Origin of the sequence: Streptomyces sp. NPDC051320, assembly GCF_040682175.1 — a bacterium.
Taxonomy (GTDB): Bacteria; Actinomycetota; Actinomycetes; order Streptomycetales; family Streptomycetaceae; genus Streptomyces.
Genome location: NZ_JBFBAL010000001.1, coordinates 782773 through 797842 on the forward strand (window position 1 = coordinate 782773; position 15070 = coordinate 797842).

At 70.1% G+C, this 15070-nt stretch carries 18 protein-coding genes; 14 read left to right on the forward strand and 4 right to left on the reverse strand.

Annotated elements, in window-relative coordinates:
* Positions 1 to 183: 183 nt before the first annotated feature.
* The 4 genes from AB0M87_RS03805 to AB0M87_RS03820 all read left to right on the forward strand — a co-directional run bounded on the left by AB0M87_RS03805 (position 184) and on the right by AB0M87_RS03820 (position 2780).
* The gene (locus tag AB0M87_RS03805) at positions 184 to 402 is read left to right on the forward strand and encodes a hypothetical protein (protein WP_365849798.1); all 219 of its coding nucleotides are present in this window, start codon (positions 184 to 186) and stop codon (positions 400 to 402) included.
* A 96-nt stretch (positions 403 to 498) separates the two neighbouring features.
* Entirely contained in the window at positions 499 to 1770 is a 1272-nt protein-coding gene (gene xseA, locus AB0M87_RS03810; RefSeq protein ID WP_365849800.1) for an exodeoxyribonuclease VII large subunit, read from the forward strand.
* A gap of 61 nt (positions 1771 to 1831) precedes the next feature.
* On the forward strand, positions 1832 to 2056 hold the full coding sequence (locus AB0M87_RS03815; protein WP_365849801.1) for an exodeoxyribonuclease VII small subunit: 225 nt from the start codon (positions 1832 to 1834) through the stop codon (positions 2054 to 2056).
* A gap of 133 nt (positions 2057 to 2189) precedes the next feature.
* The gene (locus AB0M87_RS03820; protein ID WP_365849802.1) at positions 2190 to 2780 is read left to right on the forward strand and encodes a malonic semialdehyde reductase; all 591 of its coding nucleotides are present in this window, start codon (positions 2190 to 2192) and stop codon (positions 2778 to 2780) included.
* A 96-nt stretch (positions 2781 to 2876) separates the two neighbouring features.
* On the opposite strand, the gene AB0M87_RS03825 is transcribed toward AB0M87_RS03820, so the two are convergent.
* The gene (locus tag AB0M87_RS03825) at positions 2877 to 3446 is read right to left on the reverse strand and encodes a DUF4245 domain-containing protein (protein ID WP_365849804.1); all 570 of its coding nucleotides are present in this window, start codon (positions 3444 to 3446) and stop codon (positions 2877 to 2879) included.
* Between the two features lie 126 nt (positions 3447 to 3572).
* Here AB0M87_RS03825 and glpX point away from each other — a divergent pair, with 126 nt between their 5' ends.
* Positions 3573 to 4604, forward strand: a complete 1032-nt coding sequence (gene glpX / locus AB0M87_RS03830) for a class II fructose-bisphosphatase (RefSeq protein WP_365849805.1) — start codon at positions 3573 to 3575, stop codon at positions 4602 to 4604.
* 161 nt (positions 4605 to 4765) lie between these two features.
* Here glpX and AB0M87_RS03835 read toward each other — a convergent pair whose 3' ends face one another.
* Entirely contained in the window at positions 4766 to 5131 is a 366-nt protein-coding gene (locus AB0M87_RS03835) for a WhiB family transcriptional regulator (RefSeq protein WP_365849807.1), read from the reverse strand.
* A 120-nt stretch (positions 5132 to 5251) separates the two neighbouring features.
* Positions 5252 to 5926: a DUF1707 domain-containing protein gene (locus AB0M87_RS03840; protein ID WP_365849809.1), complete on the reverse strand. Its 675-nt coding sequence runs from the start codon at positions 5924 to 5926 to the stop codon at positions 5252 to 5254.
* A 156-nt stretch (positions 5927 to 6082) separates the two neighbouring features.
* Between AB0M87_RS03840 and AB0M87_RS03845 the strand changes: the two genes are divergently transcribed.
* The 6 genes from AB0M87_RS03845 to AB0M87_RS03870 all read left to right on the forward strand — a co-directional run bounded on the left by AB0M87_RS03845 (position 6083) and on the right by AB0M87_RS03870 (position 13318).
* Positions 6083 to 7750 (forward strand): fumarate hydratase, encoded by a 1668-nt coding sequence (locus AB0M87_RS03845; RefSeq protein ID WP_365849810.1) that lies wholly within the window; start codon positions 6083 to 6085, stop codon positions 7748 to 7750.
* A 137-nt stretch (positions 7751 to 7887) separates the two neighbouring features.
* A complete protein-coding gene (locus AB0M87_RS03850) occupies positions 7888 to 9276 on the forward strand; it encodes a class II fumarate hydratase (RefSeq protein WP_365849811.1) in 1389 nt (462 codons plus the stop codon).
* A gap of 65 nt (positions 9277 to 9341) precedes the next feature.
* Positions 9342 to 10007 carry a DUF402 domain-containing protein gene (locus AB0M87_RS03855; RefSeq protein WP_365849813.1) on the forward strand — a complete coding sequence of 222 codons (666 nt, stop codon included), beginning with the start codon at positions 9342 to 9344 and terminating at the stop codon, positions 10005 to 10007.
* Between the two features lie 188 nt (positions 10008 to 10195).
* A complete protein-coding gene (locus AB0M87_RS03860) occupies positions 10196 to 12016 on the forward strand; it encodes a SpoIIE family protein phosphatase (RefSeq protein WP_365849815.1) in 1821 nt (606 codons plus the stop codon).
* 119 nt (positions 12017 to 12135) lie between these two features.
* Positions 12136 to 12588 (forward strand): hypothetical protein, encoded by a 453-nt coding sequence (locus tag AB0M87_RS03865; RefSeq protein WP_365849817.1) that lies wholly within the window; start codon positions 12136 to 12138, stop codon positions 12586 to 12588.
* A 127-nt stretch (positions 12589 to 12715) separates the two neighbouring features.
* Positions 12716 to 13318 carry an SMI1/KNR4 family protein gene (locus tag AB0M87_RS03870; protein ID WP_365849818.1) on the forward strand — a complete coding sequence of 201 codons (603 nt, stop codon included), beginning with the start codon at positions 12716 to 12718 and terminating at the stop codon, positions 13316 to 13318.
* Positions 13319 to 13431: 113 nt separating this feature from the next.
* On the opposite strand, the gene AB0M87_RS03875 is transcribed toward AB0M87_RS03870, so the two are convergent.
* A complete protein-coding gene (locus AB0M87_RS03875) occupies positions 13432 to 13689 on the reverse strand; it encodes a GntR family transcriptional regulator (RefSeq protein ID WP_365849902.1) in 258 nt (85 codons plus the stop codon).
* Positions 13690 to 13886: 197 nt separating this feature from the next.
* On the opposite strand from AB0M87_RS03875, the gene AB0M87_RS03880 reads away from it, so the two are divergent.
* From AB0M87_RS03880 to AB0M87_RS03890, 3 genes are read left to right on the forward strand one after another with little or no spacing between them, the layout of a single operon-like run.
* Positions 13887 to 14225 (forward strand): hypothetical protein, encoded by a 339-nt coding sequence (locus AB0M87_RS03880; RefSeq protein WP_365849820.1) that lies wholly within the window; start codon positions 13887 to 13889, stop codon positions 14223 to 14225.
* Positions 14225 to 14560, forward strand: coding sequence for a hypothetical protein (locus AB0M87_RS03885; RefSeq protein ID WP_365849822.1), 336 nt, complete (start codon positions 14225 to 14227; stop codon positions 14558 to 14560). Before AB0M87_RS03880 ends, AB0M87_RS03885 begins: the two co-directional genes overlap by 1 nt.
* Positions 14557 to 14916, forward strand: coding sequence for a DUF6247 family protein (locus tag AB0M87_RS03890; protein WP_365849824.1), 360 nt, complete (start codon positions 14557 to 14559; stop codon positions 14914 to 14916). The genes AB0M87_RS03885 and AB0M87_RS03890 overlap by 4 nt, the downstream gene beginning before the upstream one ends.
* The last annotated feature ends 154 nt before the right edge of the window (positions 14917 to 15070 follow it).

Consider the following 15070-nt stretch of genomic DNA (forward strand, 5'->3'; position numbering starts at 1 on the left):
GCTTTGCGGGCCTCGCCCATGCTTTGCTCTTCGCGGTGCGGAAGCCCGGTGACGGATCACGCCCGTCGGCGCCCGGTGACGCACCACTTCCCGCGATCGCAGCCTGACCGGTCCGCCGGTCAGGGGAGCGGTCGCACCCATTTCTCATGCCACTCGTATGCCACTCGAAGGGGAACGCACCTCATGACTTCGGCCTTCCAGATTGCGACCCAGGAAATCTCCGAGAACGAGCTGGACGCCATGTCCGGCGGCGTCGGCGGCGGCGTGACCGTGGCGGGCGGCGTCGACGGCCTCGTGCCGGCCGGCTTCAGCCTCTCCACCCAGGGCGGCGCCGACATATCGGCGCTCACCGGCCTCACCGGCCTGGCCGGCGGCCTCACGGGGCTCGTCCCCACCGTCTGAGCAGAGTCCACAGCGCGTAGCCCGGGCCGTCCAGGTCCGGGCTACGCGCCGTTCGGCACTGCCGGGTTGTCCGAGGCGGCCTATACGCTCGCAACCATGGCTGTGAACACGTCCGCGGATGCCCCCCTGCCGGTGGGGCAGGTGTCGCGGCTGATCGGTGGATGGATCGACCGGCTCGGTGCCGTGTGGGTGGAGGGTCAGATCACCCAGCTTTCGCGCCGGCCGGGCGCCGGCGTGGTGTTCCTGACGCTGCGCGATCCGTCGTACGACATCTCGGTGTCCGTGACCTGCTTCCGTCAGGTGTTCGACGCGGTTGCCGATGTGGTGTCGGAGGGCGCCCGGATCGTCGTGTACGCGAAGCCGGAGTGGTATGCGCCGCGGGGGCAGCTCTCGCTGCGGGCCGTGGAGATAAAGCCGGTCGGTATCGGTGAGCTGCTGGCCCGGCTGGAGAGACTGAAAAAGGCGCTGGCCGGTGAGGGGCTGTTCGCCCTGGACCGCAAGCGGCCGCTGCCTTTCCTGCCGCAGCTGATCGGGCTGGTCACCGGCCGGGCGTCGGCGGCCGAGCGTGACGTGCTGGAGAACGCGCGCCGGCGGTGGCCGGCGGTGCGGTTCGAGGTACGGAATGTGGCGGTGCAGGGCGTCCACGCGGTGCCTCAGGTGGTCGATGCGGTGCAGGAGCTCGACCGGCTGCCGGACGTGGACGTGATCGTCGTGGCCCGGGGCGGCGGCAGCGTGGAGGACCTGTTGCCGTTCTCCGACGAGCAGCTGATCCGGGCCGTGGCGGACTGCCAGACACCCGTCGTGTCGGCGATCGGTCACGAGCCGGACTCACCCCTGCTGGACCTGGTGGCGGACGTGCGGGCCTCGACGCCGACGGATGCCGCGAAGAAGGTCGTGCCGGACGTCGGCGAGGAACTCGACCGGGTGCGGCTGCTGCGGGACCGCTCGCTGCGGACGCTGCGCGGCCTGCTCGACCGGGAGCAGCGTGGCCTGGCAGCCGCGCTGGCCAGGCCGTGCATGGAGCGGCCGCAGCGGATGGTGGAGGAGCGCGAGGAGATGGTCGACGCACTCGTCGACCGGAGCAGACGCACCCTGCGGCATCTGCTCGACCGCGCGGACTCGGAGCTCTCGCACACCCGCGCCCGGGTGGTCGCGCTGTCCCCCGCGGCGACGCTGGAGCGGGGATATGCGGTGCTGCAGCGGGCGGACGGTGCGGTGGTGCGGTCGCCGGACGACGTCTCGGACGGGGAGCCGCTGCGGGCCCGGGTGTCCGGCGGGGAGTTGCATGTCGCTGTCGCTTCGCACGGGGATGCGCTGCCGGGGCAGTCGAACGGGCAGTCTCAGGGGCAGTCACCGCATGACGGTTAGCAGGGCGGTCACCGGATGATGAACGGGAAGAGCCGGATGGGGCGAGTTCAGGGTGGATGAGATGGCCGAGGCCAAGCCGGACGAAGCGGCGCTGGGATACGAGCAGGCTCGGGACGAGCTGATCGACGTGGTGCGCCGGCTGGAGGCCGGGGGCACGACGCTGGAGGAGTCCCTCGCCCTGTGGGAGCGGGGCGAGGAGCTGGCGAAGGTGTGCCGGGGGTGGCTGGAGGGGGCGCGGGCGCGCCTGGACGCGGCGCTCGCGGGTGCGGAAGCGGAGGAGGAGTAGCGGGGGCCGGCCACGCGGGCGGGGCGGCATGTGAGGCCCGTCACCCGGCATTCGATTTAGTTGAAACTTAATACATCGCGGCCGTACAGTCGGAGCATCGCTTGATCCACCGCATGTCCGGAAGGTACGAAAGATGTCGCTCGTTCTCGACCCCGCCGCCCAGGACCTCCTCTTCCGTGAGGCCCGCACCGCCAACACGTTTTCCGACGAGCCGGTGACCGAGGAGCAGGTGCAGGCGATCTACGACCTGGTCAAGTACGGGCCGACCGCCTTCAACCAGTCGCCGCTGCGGGTCACCCTGGTCCGCTCCCCCGAGGCGCGCGAGCGCCTGGTGCCGCTGATGGCCGAGGGCAACCGGCCGAAGACCAGCACCGCACCGCTGGTCGCGATCCTCTCCGCGGACAACGAGTTCCACGAGGAGCTCCCGCAGCTGTTCCCGCACTTCCCGCAGGCCAAGGACGCGTTCTTCTCCGAGCGTCCGGTCCGCGAGCAGGCCGCCACGCTGAACGCCGCGCTGCAGGCCGGTTACTTCATCGTCGGTGTCCGCGCCGCCGGTCTTGCCGCAGGGCCGATGACGGGCTTCGACTTCGCCGCCGTCCAGAAGGAGTTCCTGGACGACGACCACACCCCGCTGATGATCGTCAACATCGGCAAGCCGGGCGAGGACGCCTGGTTCCCGCGCAGCCCGCGGCTCGCCTACGACGAGGTCGTCACCACCGCCTGAGTACGGCCCGCAGCAAGCGGAAGGCCGCCGCTCCCCTCGGGGAACGGCGGCCTTCCGCCGTATCTCAAGCGCTCCGCTTTTCAGGAGCTCTGCTTGTCAGGAGCTCTGCTCGTCCGGAGTTCCGCTCGTCGAGCTCTGCGCCGGCTTGCCCTTCGCCTGCAGCGCCGAAGCCATCTCCGCCAGTTGGTCGTACGGCGCGGTCCCCATGACCACCGTCGTCGAGCCCTTGTCCTGGCGCACCAGTGCGTCGTACTTCGGGCCCTTCCAGCGCTGCCAGCTCTTGCCGTCCACCTGCTGGGTCTTCGCGGTCTTCGACGCGTCCCGGGTCACCGTCGTCACGAACTTCTCCGCGTCCCCGCTGGACTGCTCGACCGCGACGTACTGCCCCTCCGGGTCCAGGAACCCGAGGTGCCAGGCGTTGCCGTCCTGCTCCGCGTAGGAGACCGATGTCGGCTTCCACTTGGCGGAGAGCCCCACCGGCGCCTCCACCGGGTAGGGGGCCGCGCGCTGGGCGGAAAGCAGTTCGACGCGGTAGTCGACCGTCTTGGTCGGTTCGGAACTGCCACCATGCGGTACGAATACGTAGATGCACGCGACGACGGCGCCGATCACCGCCATCGACTGAACCAGTCCGCGCACCGTCTGCTTGCCTCGGGTAGCTGCCACTCCCCCATGGTCTCAGGTCACCGTCACGCTCATCCGTGGGGTCCTCTGCTCATTCTGGCGACCGGAGGATAGAATCGAACGAACCCTCTACATACGGCCGTCGCCGTATCAGAAAGGTGCGTGCCGATGACCGAGCATCACCTCCCTTCCCAGCTCGAGGTCTCCCCGGAGGCCCCCGACCGCAACCTCGCCCTGGAACTCGTCCGGGTCACCGAGGCCGCCGCCATGGCCGCAGGCCGCTGGGTGGGACGCGGCGACAAGATCGGCGCGGACGGCGCCGCGGTCAACGCGATGCGGACTCTCGTCTCCACCGTGTCGATGAACGGCGTCGTCGTCATCGGGGAGGGCGAGAAGGACGAAGCCCCGATGCTCTTCAACGGAGAGCACATCGGTGACGGCACCGGTGCCGAGGTCGACATCGCAGTCGACCCGATCGACGGCACCACGCTCAACGCCAAGGGCATGCCCAATGCCATCGCGGTACTGGCGGCCGCCGACCGCGGCTCCATGTTCGACCCGTCCGCGGTCTTCTACATGGACAAGTTGGTCACCGGACCGGAGGCGGCCGACTTCGTCGACATCAACGCCCCCGTATCGGTCAACATCCGCCGGGTCGCCAAGGCGAAGCACTCGACGCCGGAGGATGTGACCGTTGTCATCCTCGACCGTCCCCGCCACGACGGCATCGTCAAGGAGATCCGGGAGACCGGCGCGCGGATCAAGTTCATCTCCGACGGCGACGTGGCCGGCTCGATCATGGCCGTCCGGGAGGGCACCGGCGTCGATCTGCTGATGGGGATCGGCGGCACGCCCGAAGGCATCATCAGCGCCTGTGCCATCAAGTGCCTCGGCGGCACCATCCAGGGCAAGCTCTGGCCCAAGGACGACGCCGAGCGGCAGCGGGCGATCGACGCCGGTCACGACCTGGACCGGGTGCTGTCGACGACCGACCTGGTCAGCGGCGACAACGTGTTCTTCGTCGCCACCGGCATCACCGACGGCGAGCTGCTGCGCGGGGTGCGCTACCGGGCCGAGACCGCCACGACCCAGTCGCTGGTGATGCGGTCCAAGTCCGGCACCATCCGCCAGATCGACTCGACGCACCGGCTGTCGAAGCTGCGCGCCTACAGCACGGTGGACTTCGACCGCGCCAAGTAGCGCCGGCCGGAGCTGAGCAGACCCGTACGGACAACGGCGTCCGTACGCGCGAGATGGGGCGCCCCCGGTGTGCGGCCGGGGGCGCCCCTCGCTCTTTCTCCGTCAGGTTCCGGCCCGGCGGCTTCCCGGCCCGTCAGGTTCCCGGCCCGGTATCCGGCCGGTCAGCCGGCCTGGGCCATCGGGTCCGGTATGGCGCTGCGCAGCTCGACCTCGCGCCGCCTGCGCCGGGCGAGCACCACTCTGCGCTCGGCCGCGGTGAGGCCGCCCCACACCCCGTACGGCTCCGGCTGGAGCAGCGCGTGCTCCCGGCATTCGACCATCACGGGGCAGCGGGCGCAGACCCGCTTCGCCGCTTCCTCGCGGGCGAGCCGGGCGGCGGTCGGCTCCTTGGACGGGGCGAAGAACAGCCCCGCCTCGTCGCGGCGGCACACCGCGTCGGCATGCCAGGGCCCTGCCTGATCCTCCCGGGGGCCGCGCTGCGACGGGACGGCAGCGACCTGCACGGACTGATGCGGCGGATGCAGCACGGTCTACTCCTGACGACGGCTTCGCGAGCGAGAGACGATGCAGGGCTCCCTACCCGCTGTGCATGCGCCTATGCACGGAGTTCCGAAGCGCCCGCCAAGACCGGCCACCGATGACCGCTGCTAGCCCAGGTGCTTGCGGAGCTTCTGCTGGATGTGGTCGTGCAGGTCGGCGATCAGCTTGCCGCGCTTCGGCTTCGCCTCGATGCTGCCGAAGACCGAGCAGCCGTTCACCACGACCACCGGCGCCTGCGGATCCTCCGACTCCAGCGTGCGCACCTCGAAGTTCCCGAAGACCCCGGTGCCGCTGCCGCGCAGCGTGATGTTCTCCGGGACGCGGACCTCGACGCTGCCGAAGATCGCCGTGGCGTTGATGACCGTGAGGCGCTGCTCGAACAGCGCCTCGGTGAGGTCGATCTCCACGCTGCCGAACAGCGAGAAGGCGTTGGTCCTGCGCCCGACGCGCCAGCGGCCCTTGCGGGTCGAGCTGGAGAAGACGGCGATCAGATTCTCGGCCGTGACCGGCGCCGCGTCCGTGGCGTCCGCGGGTGCGTACGCCGCCCCGCCGACGGGCTCACGCCGCCCGCCGACCGCCGGCAGGTCCTGGACCAGCGGTTCCAGCTCGGCGAGGGTCTTGGCGCGGTAGACGGAGTCGATCCGCTCGGCGTGCTCGTCGGCATCCAGACGGCCCTCGGCCAGGGCATCCCGGAGGATGTCCGCGACCCGGTCGCGATCGGCGTCGGACGCGCGGATACCTACGGGGGGCGGCGGCTGCTGAGGGTGCTTTTCGAGGTCCACCGGCTCAGCGTACCCAAACGCGATAGATCGCGACTAGGGCCCCGCGCCGCGAACTGAGCCCTACCTCACAGCCGACCGCTCCGCGCGGGGTCCTACGCTGGTGAGCGCTGGGCCGATGGAGGCCAGCCGCGTCTGCCGAGTGAGGAATGGCCCGTCATGCCAGAGTTTGCGTACTCCGATCTGCTCCCCGTGGGGGCGGACACCACGCCGTACCGGCTGGTGACCGCCGAGGGCGTCGCCACCTTCGAGGCCGACGGGCGTACGTTCCTCAAGGTCGAGCCGGAGGCCCTGCGCAAGCTCGCCGCCGAGGCCATGCACGACATCTCGCACTACCTGCGGCCGGCCCACCTCACCCAGCTGCGCAAGATCGTCGACGACCCCGAGGCCTCGTCGAACGACAAGTTCGTCGCCCTCGACCTGCTGAAGAACGCGAACATCGCCGCGGCCGGGGTGCTCCCGATGTGCCAGGACACCGGCACCGCGATCGTGATGGGCAAGCGCGGGCAGAACGTGCTCACCGCGGGCGGCGACGAGGAGGCCCTCTCGCGCGGCATCTTCGACGCGTACACCGAGCTCAATCTGCGCTACTCGCAGATGGCCCCGCTCACCATGTGGGAGGAGAAGAACACCGGCTCGAACCTGCCCGCGCAGATCGAGCTGTACGCGACCGACGGCGGCGCGTACAAGTTCCTCTTCATGGCCAAGGGCGGCGGCTCCGCCAACAAGTCGTTCCTCTACCAGGAGACCAAGGCCGTCCTCAACGAGGCGTCCATGATGACGTTCCTGGAGGAGAAGATCCGCTCGCTGGGCACGGCCGCCTGCCCGCCGTACCACCTGGCGATCACCGTCGGCGGCACCTCCGCCGAGTTCGCGCTGAAGACGGCGAAGTACGCGTCGGCGCACTACCTCGACGAGCTGCCCACCGAGGGCTCGCCGACCGGGCACGGCTTCCGGGACACCGACCTGGAGCAGAAGGTCTTCGAACTGACGCAGAAGATCGGCATCGGCGCACAGTTCGGCGGCAAGTACTTCTGCCACGACGTCCGGGTGGTCCGGCTGCCCCGCCACGGTGCCTCGCTGCCCGTCGCCATCGCCGTGTCCTGCTCGGCCGACCGCCAGGCCGTCGCCAAGATCACCGCGGACGGCGTCTTCCTGGAGCAGCTGGAGACCGATCCGGCGCGCTTCCTGCCCGACACCACGGACGAGCACCTCGACGCGGGCGGCGACGTCGTGCAGATCGACCTCAACCGGCCGATGGACGAGGTGCTGGCCGAGCTGACCAAGTACCCGGTCAAGACCCGGCTCTCGCTCACCGGACCGCTGGTCGTGGCCCGCGACATCGCGCACGCCAAGATCAAGGAGCGGCTCGACGCGGGCGAGGAGATGCCGCAGTACCTCAAGGACCACCCGGTCTACTACGCGGGACCGGCCAAGACGCCCGAGGGCTACGCCTCCGGCTCGTTCGGGCCGACCACGGCGGGCCGGATGGACTCCTACGTGGCGCAGTTCCAGGCGGCCGGCGGCTCCAAGGTGATGCTCGCCAAGGGCAACCGCTCCCAGCAGGTGACCGACGCCTGCGACGCGCACGGCGGCTTCTACCTGGGCTCGATCGGCGGCCCCGCGGCGCGACTGGCCCAGGACTGCATCAAGAAGGTCGAGGTCCTGGAGTACGAGGAGCTGGGTATGGAAGCCGTCTGGAAGATCGAGGTCGAGGACTTCCCGGCCTTCGTCGTGGTCGACGACAAGGGCAACGACTTCTTCCGGGCCCCTGCCGAGTCCCCGACCATCCTGAACATCCCGGTGCGGGCGCCCGGTCAGGCGTAACCGGGCCCCGCTCCCCGATCGCCCCTCCTACCGCCGTCCGGCGGTAGGAGGGGCGATCCTTTGCGCCCGACCGGGAACACGCTCCTGCAGGACATTGCTGTCCGAGGCGGAGGTATGACCCGAGCGGGAGGCACGTCATGACTGAGCGGTTCCGGACCGAGCACGATTCCATGGGCGAGGTAAGGGTGCCCGCGGACGCCAAGTGGCGTGCGCAGACGCAGCGCGCGGTGGAGAACTTCCCCATCTCCGGGCAGCACCTGGAGCGGGCCCACATCGAGGCGCTGGCCCGGATCAAGTCCGCGGCCGCCAAGGTCAACGCCGAGCTCGGAGTGGTCGACAAGGACATCGCCGGAGCGGTCCAGGAGGCGGCCGACGAGGTGGCCGAGGGCCGCTGGGACGCGGAGTTCCCCATCGACGTCTTCCAGACCGGTTCCGGCACCTCCTCCAACATGAACATGAACGAGGTCGTCGCGACCCTCGCCACCGAGCGGCTCGGCCGCGCGGTGCACCCGAACGACCACGTCAACGCCTCGCAGTCGTCGAACGACGTCTTCCCCTCCTCCATCCACATCGCTGCGACGGCGGCCGTGACCGCCGACCTCGTCCCCGCGCTGGAGCATCTGGCGGCCTCGCTGGAGCGCAAGGCCGAGGAGTTCGCCGATGTGGTCAAGTCCGGGCGTACGCACCTGATGGACGCGACACCGGTGACCCTGGGCCAGGAGTTCGGCGGCTACGCCGCGCAGATTCGCTACGGCGTGGAGCGGCTGCACGCCTCCCTCCCCCGCCTCGCCGAACTGCCGCTCGGTGGTACGGCGGTGGGCACCGGCATCAACACCCCGGCCGGTTTCTCCGCCGCGGTCATCGCCGAGGTGGCCCGGGTGACCGGGCTGCCCCTGACCGAGGCCCGGAACCACTTCGAGGCGCAGAGCGCCCGCGACGGCATCGTCGAGACCTCCGGCCAGCTCCGGACCATCGGCGCCGGCCTCACCAAGATCTCCAACGATCTGCGGTGGATGGCCTCGGGGCCGCGCACCGGCCTCTCCGAGATCTCCCTCCCGGACCTGCAGCCCGGCTCCTCGATCATGCCCGGGAAGGTCAACCCGGTAATCCCGGAGGCCGTCCTGATGGTGGCCGCACAGGTCACCGGGAACGACGCGACGGTGGCCGCGGCCGGCGCCGCGGGCAACTTCGAACTCAACGTGATGCTGCCGGTGATCGCCAAGAACGTCCTGGAGTCGATCCGGCTCCTCGCCAACGTCTCCCGCCTGCTCGCCGACCGCACGGTGGACGGGATCACCGCGCATGTGGAGCGGGCACGCGAGTACGCGGAGTCCTCGCCGTCGGTCGTCACCCCGCTGAACAAGTACATCGGCTACGAGGAGGCCGCGAAGGTGGCGAAGCGGGCGCTGGCCGAGCGGATGACGATCCGGGAGGCCGTGGTGGAAGGCGGCTACGTGGCCCGAGGGGCGCTCACCGAGGCGGAGCTCGACGCGGCGCTGGACGTGCTGGGGATGACCCGCCCGTAGCCTTGGAAGGCCCCGCAGTGACCCGGGTTGCTGCGCGACCGCACCCGTACTCCTAAGATCTCCGCATGACAGGTGCAGGAGGAACACAACGCTGGGCGCCCGGAGACCACATTCTCTGGCGCTATCGCGGCAACGCGTCCCACGACCTGCACATCTGCCGTCCCGTGACGGTAGTTCAGGACACCGAGGACCTGCTCGCCGTGTGGGTGGCCCCCGGCACCGAATGTGTGAAACCGGCGCTGGCCGACGGGACGCCCGTGTGCCGGGAACCGCTGGCCACCCGGTACACCAAGCCGCGCGTCACGGTGCGCGAGGAGTGGTGGGGCACCGGGGTGTTGAAGCTGGCGCGGCCGGGAGAGCCCTGGTCGGTGTGGTTGTGGTGGGAACCGGGCTGGCGCTTCAAGAACTGGTACGTGAATCTGGAGGAGCCACACCTGCGGTGGGCGGGCGGGATCGACTCCGAGGATCACTTCCTCGACATCGCGGTGCTGCCCGACCGCAGTTGGCAGTGGCTGGACGAGGACGAGTTCGCACAGGCCCAGCAGGTGGGTCTGATGGGCCCCGGGCAGGCCCGGCGGGTACGGCGGGCGGGCAGGGCCGCGGTGCGGCTGATCGAGGCGTGGGGGTGGCCGTTCGCCGATGGCTGGGAGGAGTGGCGCCCCGATCCGCGGTGGACCGTGCCCGAGCTTCCGGCCGACTGGGATCGCACGCCCGCGCGCATGCCGTCGTGAGACCCTTGATGCGCCCCGGGGGGTGAACCGTAGGATTGTGCCCCCGCAGGACTGCGCCCTACAACGATGCAATGCAGCAGTTGACCTGACCGAATGTCACTACAGGGGGGTGCGACCATGACAGCGGGTATACGACCCCTTGAAACGGTTGCATCACACACCTGCCCCGGACGGACGGAACCCCTCGCGTGACGGAGCACACCACCTCCCACGAAGGCCGGCAGCCCACCGCTGCCAGGCCGCTCGAACACACCCGCCCCCGGCAGCAGGACACGGATGTGGCGGCCGCGGGCGCCATCCCGGCGCCCCCGCCGACCCCGCCGACCTCCCCCGCACGCAGCGAGGGCGACCGACTGCGGTTCGTGGGAGCCGCCACCCGGCGTATCGCCCGCGGTATAGATCTCGACGAGATCGTGCTCGGCCTGTGCCGGGCCACCGTCCCGACGTTCTCCGACGCGATACTCGTCTTCCTCCGGGACCCGCTGCCGGTCGGCGACGAACGCCCCGCCGTGCCGTTCGTCCTGCGGCTGCGCCGGACCGACCGGCTGCGTTTAGTCGACGAGGAAGAGGCCGAGGAGCCGCTGGAGCCGGTCGCCGCGGAGCTGTGTGAAGTACGGTCCGGGGGCGCACTCGCCGAAGTACTCCGGGGCGTGCGCCCGGTCTTCGGCGATTCCGCTGCGGCCCGCCTCGCGCTGCCCGAGCTGCTGGGCCCCGACCGTCCGATGCCGAACGGTCACCGGACGATCCTCGCCCCGCTGCGCGGCCGGCGCCGGGTGATCGGCGCGGCGGTCTTCGTACGCCGCCCCGACCGGCCCGCCTTCGAGCCCAACGACCTGCTGGTCGCGGCGCAGTTGGCCACCCACACCGCGCTCGGCATCGACAAGGCCGTGCTGTACGGGCGGGAGGCCTACATCGCCGACGAGCTGCAGCGCACCATGCTGCCCGATTCGCTGCCCCAGCCGACGGGCGTCCGGCTGGCGTCCCGCTATCTGCCGGCGGCCGAGACCGCGCGGGTCGGTGGCGACTGGTACGACGCGATCCCGCTGCCGGGCAGCCGGGTGGCGCTGGTGGTGGGCGATGTGATGGGCCACTCGATGACCTCGGCCGCGATCATGGGCCAGCTCCGGACCACGGCGCAGACCCTGGCCCAGCTCGACCTGCCCCCCGCGGAGGTCCTGCACCACCTCGACGAGCAGGCCCAGCGGCTCGGCGACGACCGGATGGCGACCTGCCTGTACGCGGTGTACGACCCGGTGGTGCACCGGATCACCATCGCCAACGCCGGCCATCCGCCGCCCGTCCTGCTGCACCTGGGCGGCCGGGCCGAGGTACTGAAAGTCCCGCCGGGCGCTCCGATCGGCGTGGGCGGCGTGGACTTCGAGGCGGTCGAGCTGGACGCACCGGCCGGGGCGACCCTGCTGTTCTACACGGACGGCCTGGTCGAGTCCCGGCTGCGGGATGTCTGGACGGGCATCGAGCAGCTGCGTGAGCGGCTCGCCGCCACGGCGGAGCTGACCGGCCCCGACCACTCGCCGCCGCTCGAAGCGCTCTGCGACGACGTGCTGGACATGCTCGGTCCCGGCGACCGCGACGACGACATCGCGCTGCTCGCCGCCCGGTTCCACGGGATCGCCCCGAGCGATGTGGCGTACTGGTTCCTCGACCCGGAGGAGCAGGCCCCCGGCCGGGCCCGCCGACTGGTACGCACGGCGCTGGAACGCTGGGGCCTGGATGACCTGTCCGATTCGATGGAACTGCTGGTCAGCGAAGTCGTGACCAACGCGGTGCGGTACGCCGAGCGTCCGGTGACGTTGCGGCTGCTGCGGACCGACGTGCTGCGCTGCGAGGTCGGTGACGACTCCCCGCAGCTGCCGCGGCAACGGCGGGCCCGGGAGACCGACGAGGGCGGCCGCGGGCTGTTCCTGGTGAACCGGCTGGCCCGGAAGTGGGGCGCGACCCGGGTCTCCACCGGCAAGGTCGTCTGGTTCGAGGTCGCGGCGCCGCGCTGAGCGTGCGGCCTTTGCGGTGGGCCCGCCCTGGGGCGAGCTCACCGCTGCGCGGGATGCCATCGAACGATCTGAAGGATCTCGCCGGATGCCACTGAACGTCGGCCGGACAGGGATGTGCCATGCCTGAGGACAGGGGAGACGAGTTCACACCGCACACCTGCGTAGGACAGCCCTTCGCCGACATCGGACGGACGGGACGCATGGCAATCCTCGGTTTCGGGGAGCCAGTCTCCTGGGAGGCACCGTCGGGTGCCGGATCCCTGACAGGGTCCCGCTACGCACTGCATGTGTCGTGCCCCTTCCGGGTCACCCAGGGAACACGGATTGTGGTCGGCTCGGAGGACCTCCGCCGCGCGGGCGGCGCTTCCTTCGACCGAGGGGCAGCCGCTCTGGACGGTTATCTCGCTCGGGTGGCGCCCCTGGTCGAAGCGGTCAGGGTGGCCCCCACGGGTGACCTGCGGATCGACATCCAGCACGGGATCGCCGTCGAGGTCTTCCCGGCGACCCCTTCCCGGGCCGAGGCGTGGCGCCTGCTGGAGCGGTTCGGGACGCACGTCGCATTCCCAGCCTAGGTCACGAGAACGGCTCACCCCTGGCTGGTGAGTCAGGCTATGGTCGGCCGCGAAGCGCTGCCCGCGCTCGTCCAAAAGACAGTCGACGAGGCTCATGCCGCACGAAGCACATTCCAAGGACATTACGTTGAGTGAAGCACGAGACATCGCGGAGTTGTGGCAGCGCTTCGAAAGCTGGCTGGCCGAGCACGCCCCCGGCGACTACGCGTCCCTGCGAGCCGGGGCGTCGGACGGCGATATCGACCGTCTGGAGGCCGGTCTCGGCTTCCCGCTGCACGAAGACCTGAGGTCGGTCCTCGAGCTGCACAACGGCGTGACCATGCGCGAGGCCAGTACGGAGCCAGGAGCCTTTCTGCTCGGCTACAGCCTTCTGGACGTCGACGGCATCCTGGAGGCTCACCGGATGCTCGTCTCGATGGCCGAAGACGCCTACAAGGACGGCGACGAGGACCTGGTCGTCGGCCGTACGGCTCACAGCCGGTGGGTCCCCCTCGCCCAGGACATAGGCGGTGACCTGTTGTTCGTGGACCATCGGGACCGCCGCCTCGGAGAGATCGGCGAGATGTCGTTCGGCGATCCCGAGTATCAGATGCGATGGCCGCACATGGATCTCATGCTGGCGGATCTTTGCGACGCGGTGGAGCACCTGACCCCGGTGACGTCCATTCCCCGGGTCCCGTCCGTGTTCCAGGGACGGATGCTCGAATGGCCCGTATCCGAGGCCGGCTGATCCCGTAGGCCGGCCCCGTCGCGGGCGGCCTCGACGTCCGAGGCGTCCCGCATCAGGTGCTGGGAGCGGAAGGCTTGTTCGCCGCTCTTTCTGGTGAACCGGGCAGCCGCAGGTCAGTCAGCGGACTCGTCGTCCTTGCGCGCACCGGCGAAGGGTTTCTCGACGACGAACGATCCTTTCCCGCGCACGGTCACGATGAGGCCACGCTCGCGCAGCTCCTGTGCGGCGCGCCGCGCGGTCAGCCGTGCTACGCCGTACTCGTCGGCGAGATGGTTTTCCGAGGCAATCGGCCTGTCCGGCGCCAGCTCTCCGGATTTGATCCTCGCCGTGATGATGTCGGCCAACTGGACATAGAGCGGTCTTGCGCTCATGAAGTCCAGGGTCGTCTGCGACTTTTCGGTATCGCTCACATGTCCAACGTAGACGGGCGTTGACCTGCACGATCGGATGAATCCCTCTGTACTTGTATGCAGAGGGATACATCTCGATGTAGCTTCAGCTGCAGAAGGACCCCGGCGAGGTGGCTAGACCTCCCGGGGCATGGCCCACGCTTTGAAGGAGCGTCGACGTGCACGACCTTATCCGCCGGTTCAGCCACTGGCTGCGACTGGTGCTCGCCCCCGGCACCGGACGCCACCGCCCAGCCCCCCATGCCGCTACCCCGGACCTTTTTCCATGGCACGGCACAGCCCACCTCCCCGCAGCGCGACTCCCCGCCCGCCGCTCCCCGTACGGCCAAGCCGGACCGCTCGACGGCGGCGCGAGCGCCCTGGCGCGCCCCTACCTTGTCGCGCACGAGCAGGAGCGTGCGCGGCAGGGCCGGCGGCGGCTCGCCCTCGTGCTCGCCGCCGACTTCGGGGTGGATCTCGACCGGCACCTGATCGGCGTGCGGACGGTGGCAGCCTGATGAAACCCGTCATCTCGCCCCGTCTGCTGCCGTGGCCGTCCCCCGAGGGCAAGCCGTGCTTTCTCGTACCGGACAGTGCAGGCGGGTACCTGTCGCGCCTGGCCGACGAGACGGAAGCCGTACAACTCGCCATGGGCGCCGACGTACTCGGCCACTCCCGGAAGGTGCTGGCCGACCCGATGTCCCCGTACGCCGAAGTGCGGTACGCGGGGCTCCGGCTCACCGAGTGCCTGAGCGACGTACTGCGGGTCGCGGAGTCCCGCGGCATGCGCCTGCCCGCACCGGACGACGAGGACGACGAAGACGCTGACACTGGATCGGCGGAGCGGCCATGAGTCCGGACGCGACCTCCCAAGCCGTGGAACCCGCGCCGGCCATCCCGGCAATGCCGGAAAGAAACCCGAAGGCACTGCGCACGGCGATCGCGCACCACGCTCCCCAGCTCCTTCGCGACTTCGACGACCACTGGAAGCGCGCGATCGCCGACACCTACGACATTGGCCCGCTGCCCGCGTTCATGGCCCGCTGGTGGGTTGAGTACGCGATCGCCCGTGATCCGGAGCTCGATGCCTGCATGACAGATCTCCACCACCGCGCAGACGAGGCCACCGACACCGCTGAAGCCACGGCCCTTCTCGAGGAGGTTTCAAGGATCCGCTGCAAGGCCCGGGAGACGGAGCCCGGTCAGTGACCGACGAGGCCCGAGCCGACTGCCGTTAACGCGAGTGGGGCCCGCAGCAGTTGCTGCGGGACGTGGCGGCGGCCAGCGAGGACATCGAGCCCGCGCCGATCACCAGGGCACGCTTCTCCTTGGCCCACACGGCCACGTCCGTACCATCGGCGAG

Bases quoted from the DNA above. Each gene is read 5' to 3' on its own strand.
- AB0M87_RS03865 (WP_365849817.1), top strand. From the start codon at position 12,136: ATGCCTGAGGACAGGGGAGACGAGTTCACACCGCACACCTGCGTAGGA.
- xseA (WP_365849800.1), top strand. From the start codon at position 499: ATGGCTGTGAACACGTCCGCGGATGCCCCCCTGCCGGTGGGGCAGGTG.
- AB0M87_RS03885 (WP_365849822.1), top strand. From the start codon at position 14,225: ATGAAACCCGTCATCTCGCCCCGTCTGCTGCCGTGGCCGTCCCCCGAG.
- AB0M87_RS03845 (WP_365849810.1), top strand. From the start codon at position 6,083: ATGCCAGAGTTTGCGTACTCCGATCTGCTCCCCGTGGGGGCGGACACC.
- AB0M87_RS03890 (WP_365849824.1), top strand. From the start codon at position 14,557: ATGAGTCCGGACGCGACCTCCCAAGCCGTGGAACCCGCGCCGGCCATC.
- AB0M87_RS03805 (WP_365849798.1), top strand. From the start codon at position 184: ATGACTTCGGCCTTCCAGATTGCGACCCAGGAAATCTCCGAGAACGAG.
- AB0M87_RS03820 (WP_365849802.1), top strand. From the start codon at position 2,190: ATGTCGCTCGTTCTCGACCCCGCCGCCCAGGACCTCCTCTTCCGTGAG.
- AB0M87_RS03815 (WP_365849801.1), top strand. From the start codon at position 1,832: ATGGCCGAGGCCAAGCCGGACGAAGCGGCGCTGGGATACGAGCAGGCT.
- AB0M87_RS03875 (WP_365849902.1), bottom strand. From the start codon at position 13,689: ATGAGCGCAAGACCGCTCTATGTCCAGTTGGCCGACATCATCACGGCG.
- glpX (WP_365849805.1), top strand. From the start codon at position 3,573: ATGACCGAGCATCACCTCCCTTCCCAGCTCGAGGTCTCCCCGGAGGCC.
- AB0M87_RS03850 (WP_365849811.1), top strand. From the start codon at position 7,888: ATGACTGAGCGGTTCCGGACCGAGCACGATTCCATGGGCGAGGTAAGG.
- AB0M87_RS03855 (WP_365849813.1), top strand. From the start codon at position 9,342: ATGACAGGTGCAGGAGGAACACAACGCTGGGCGCCCGGAGACCACATT.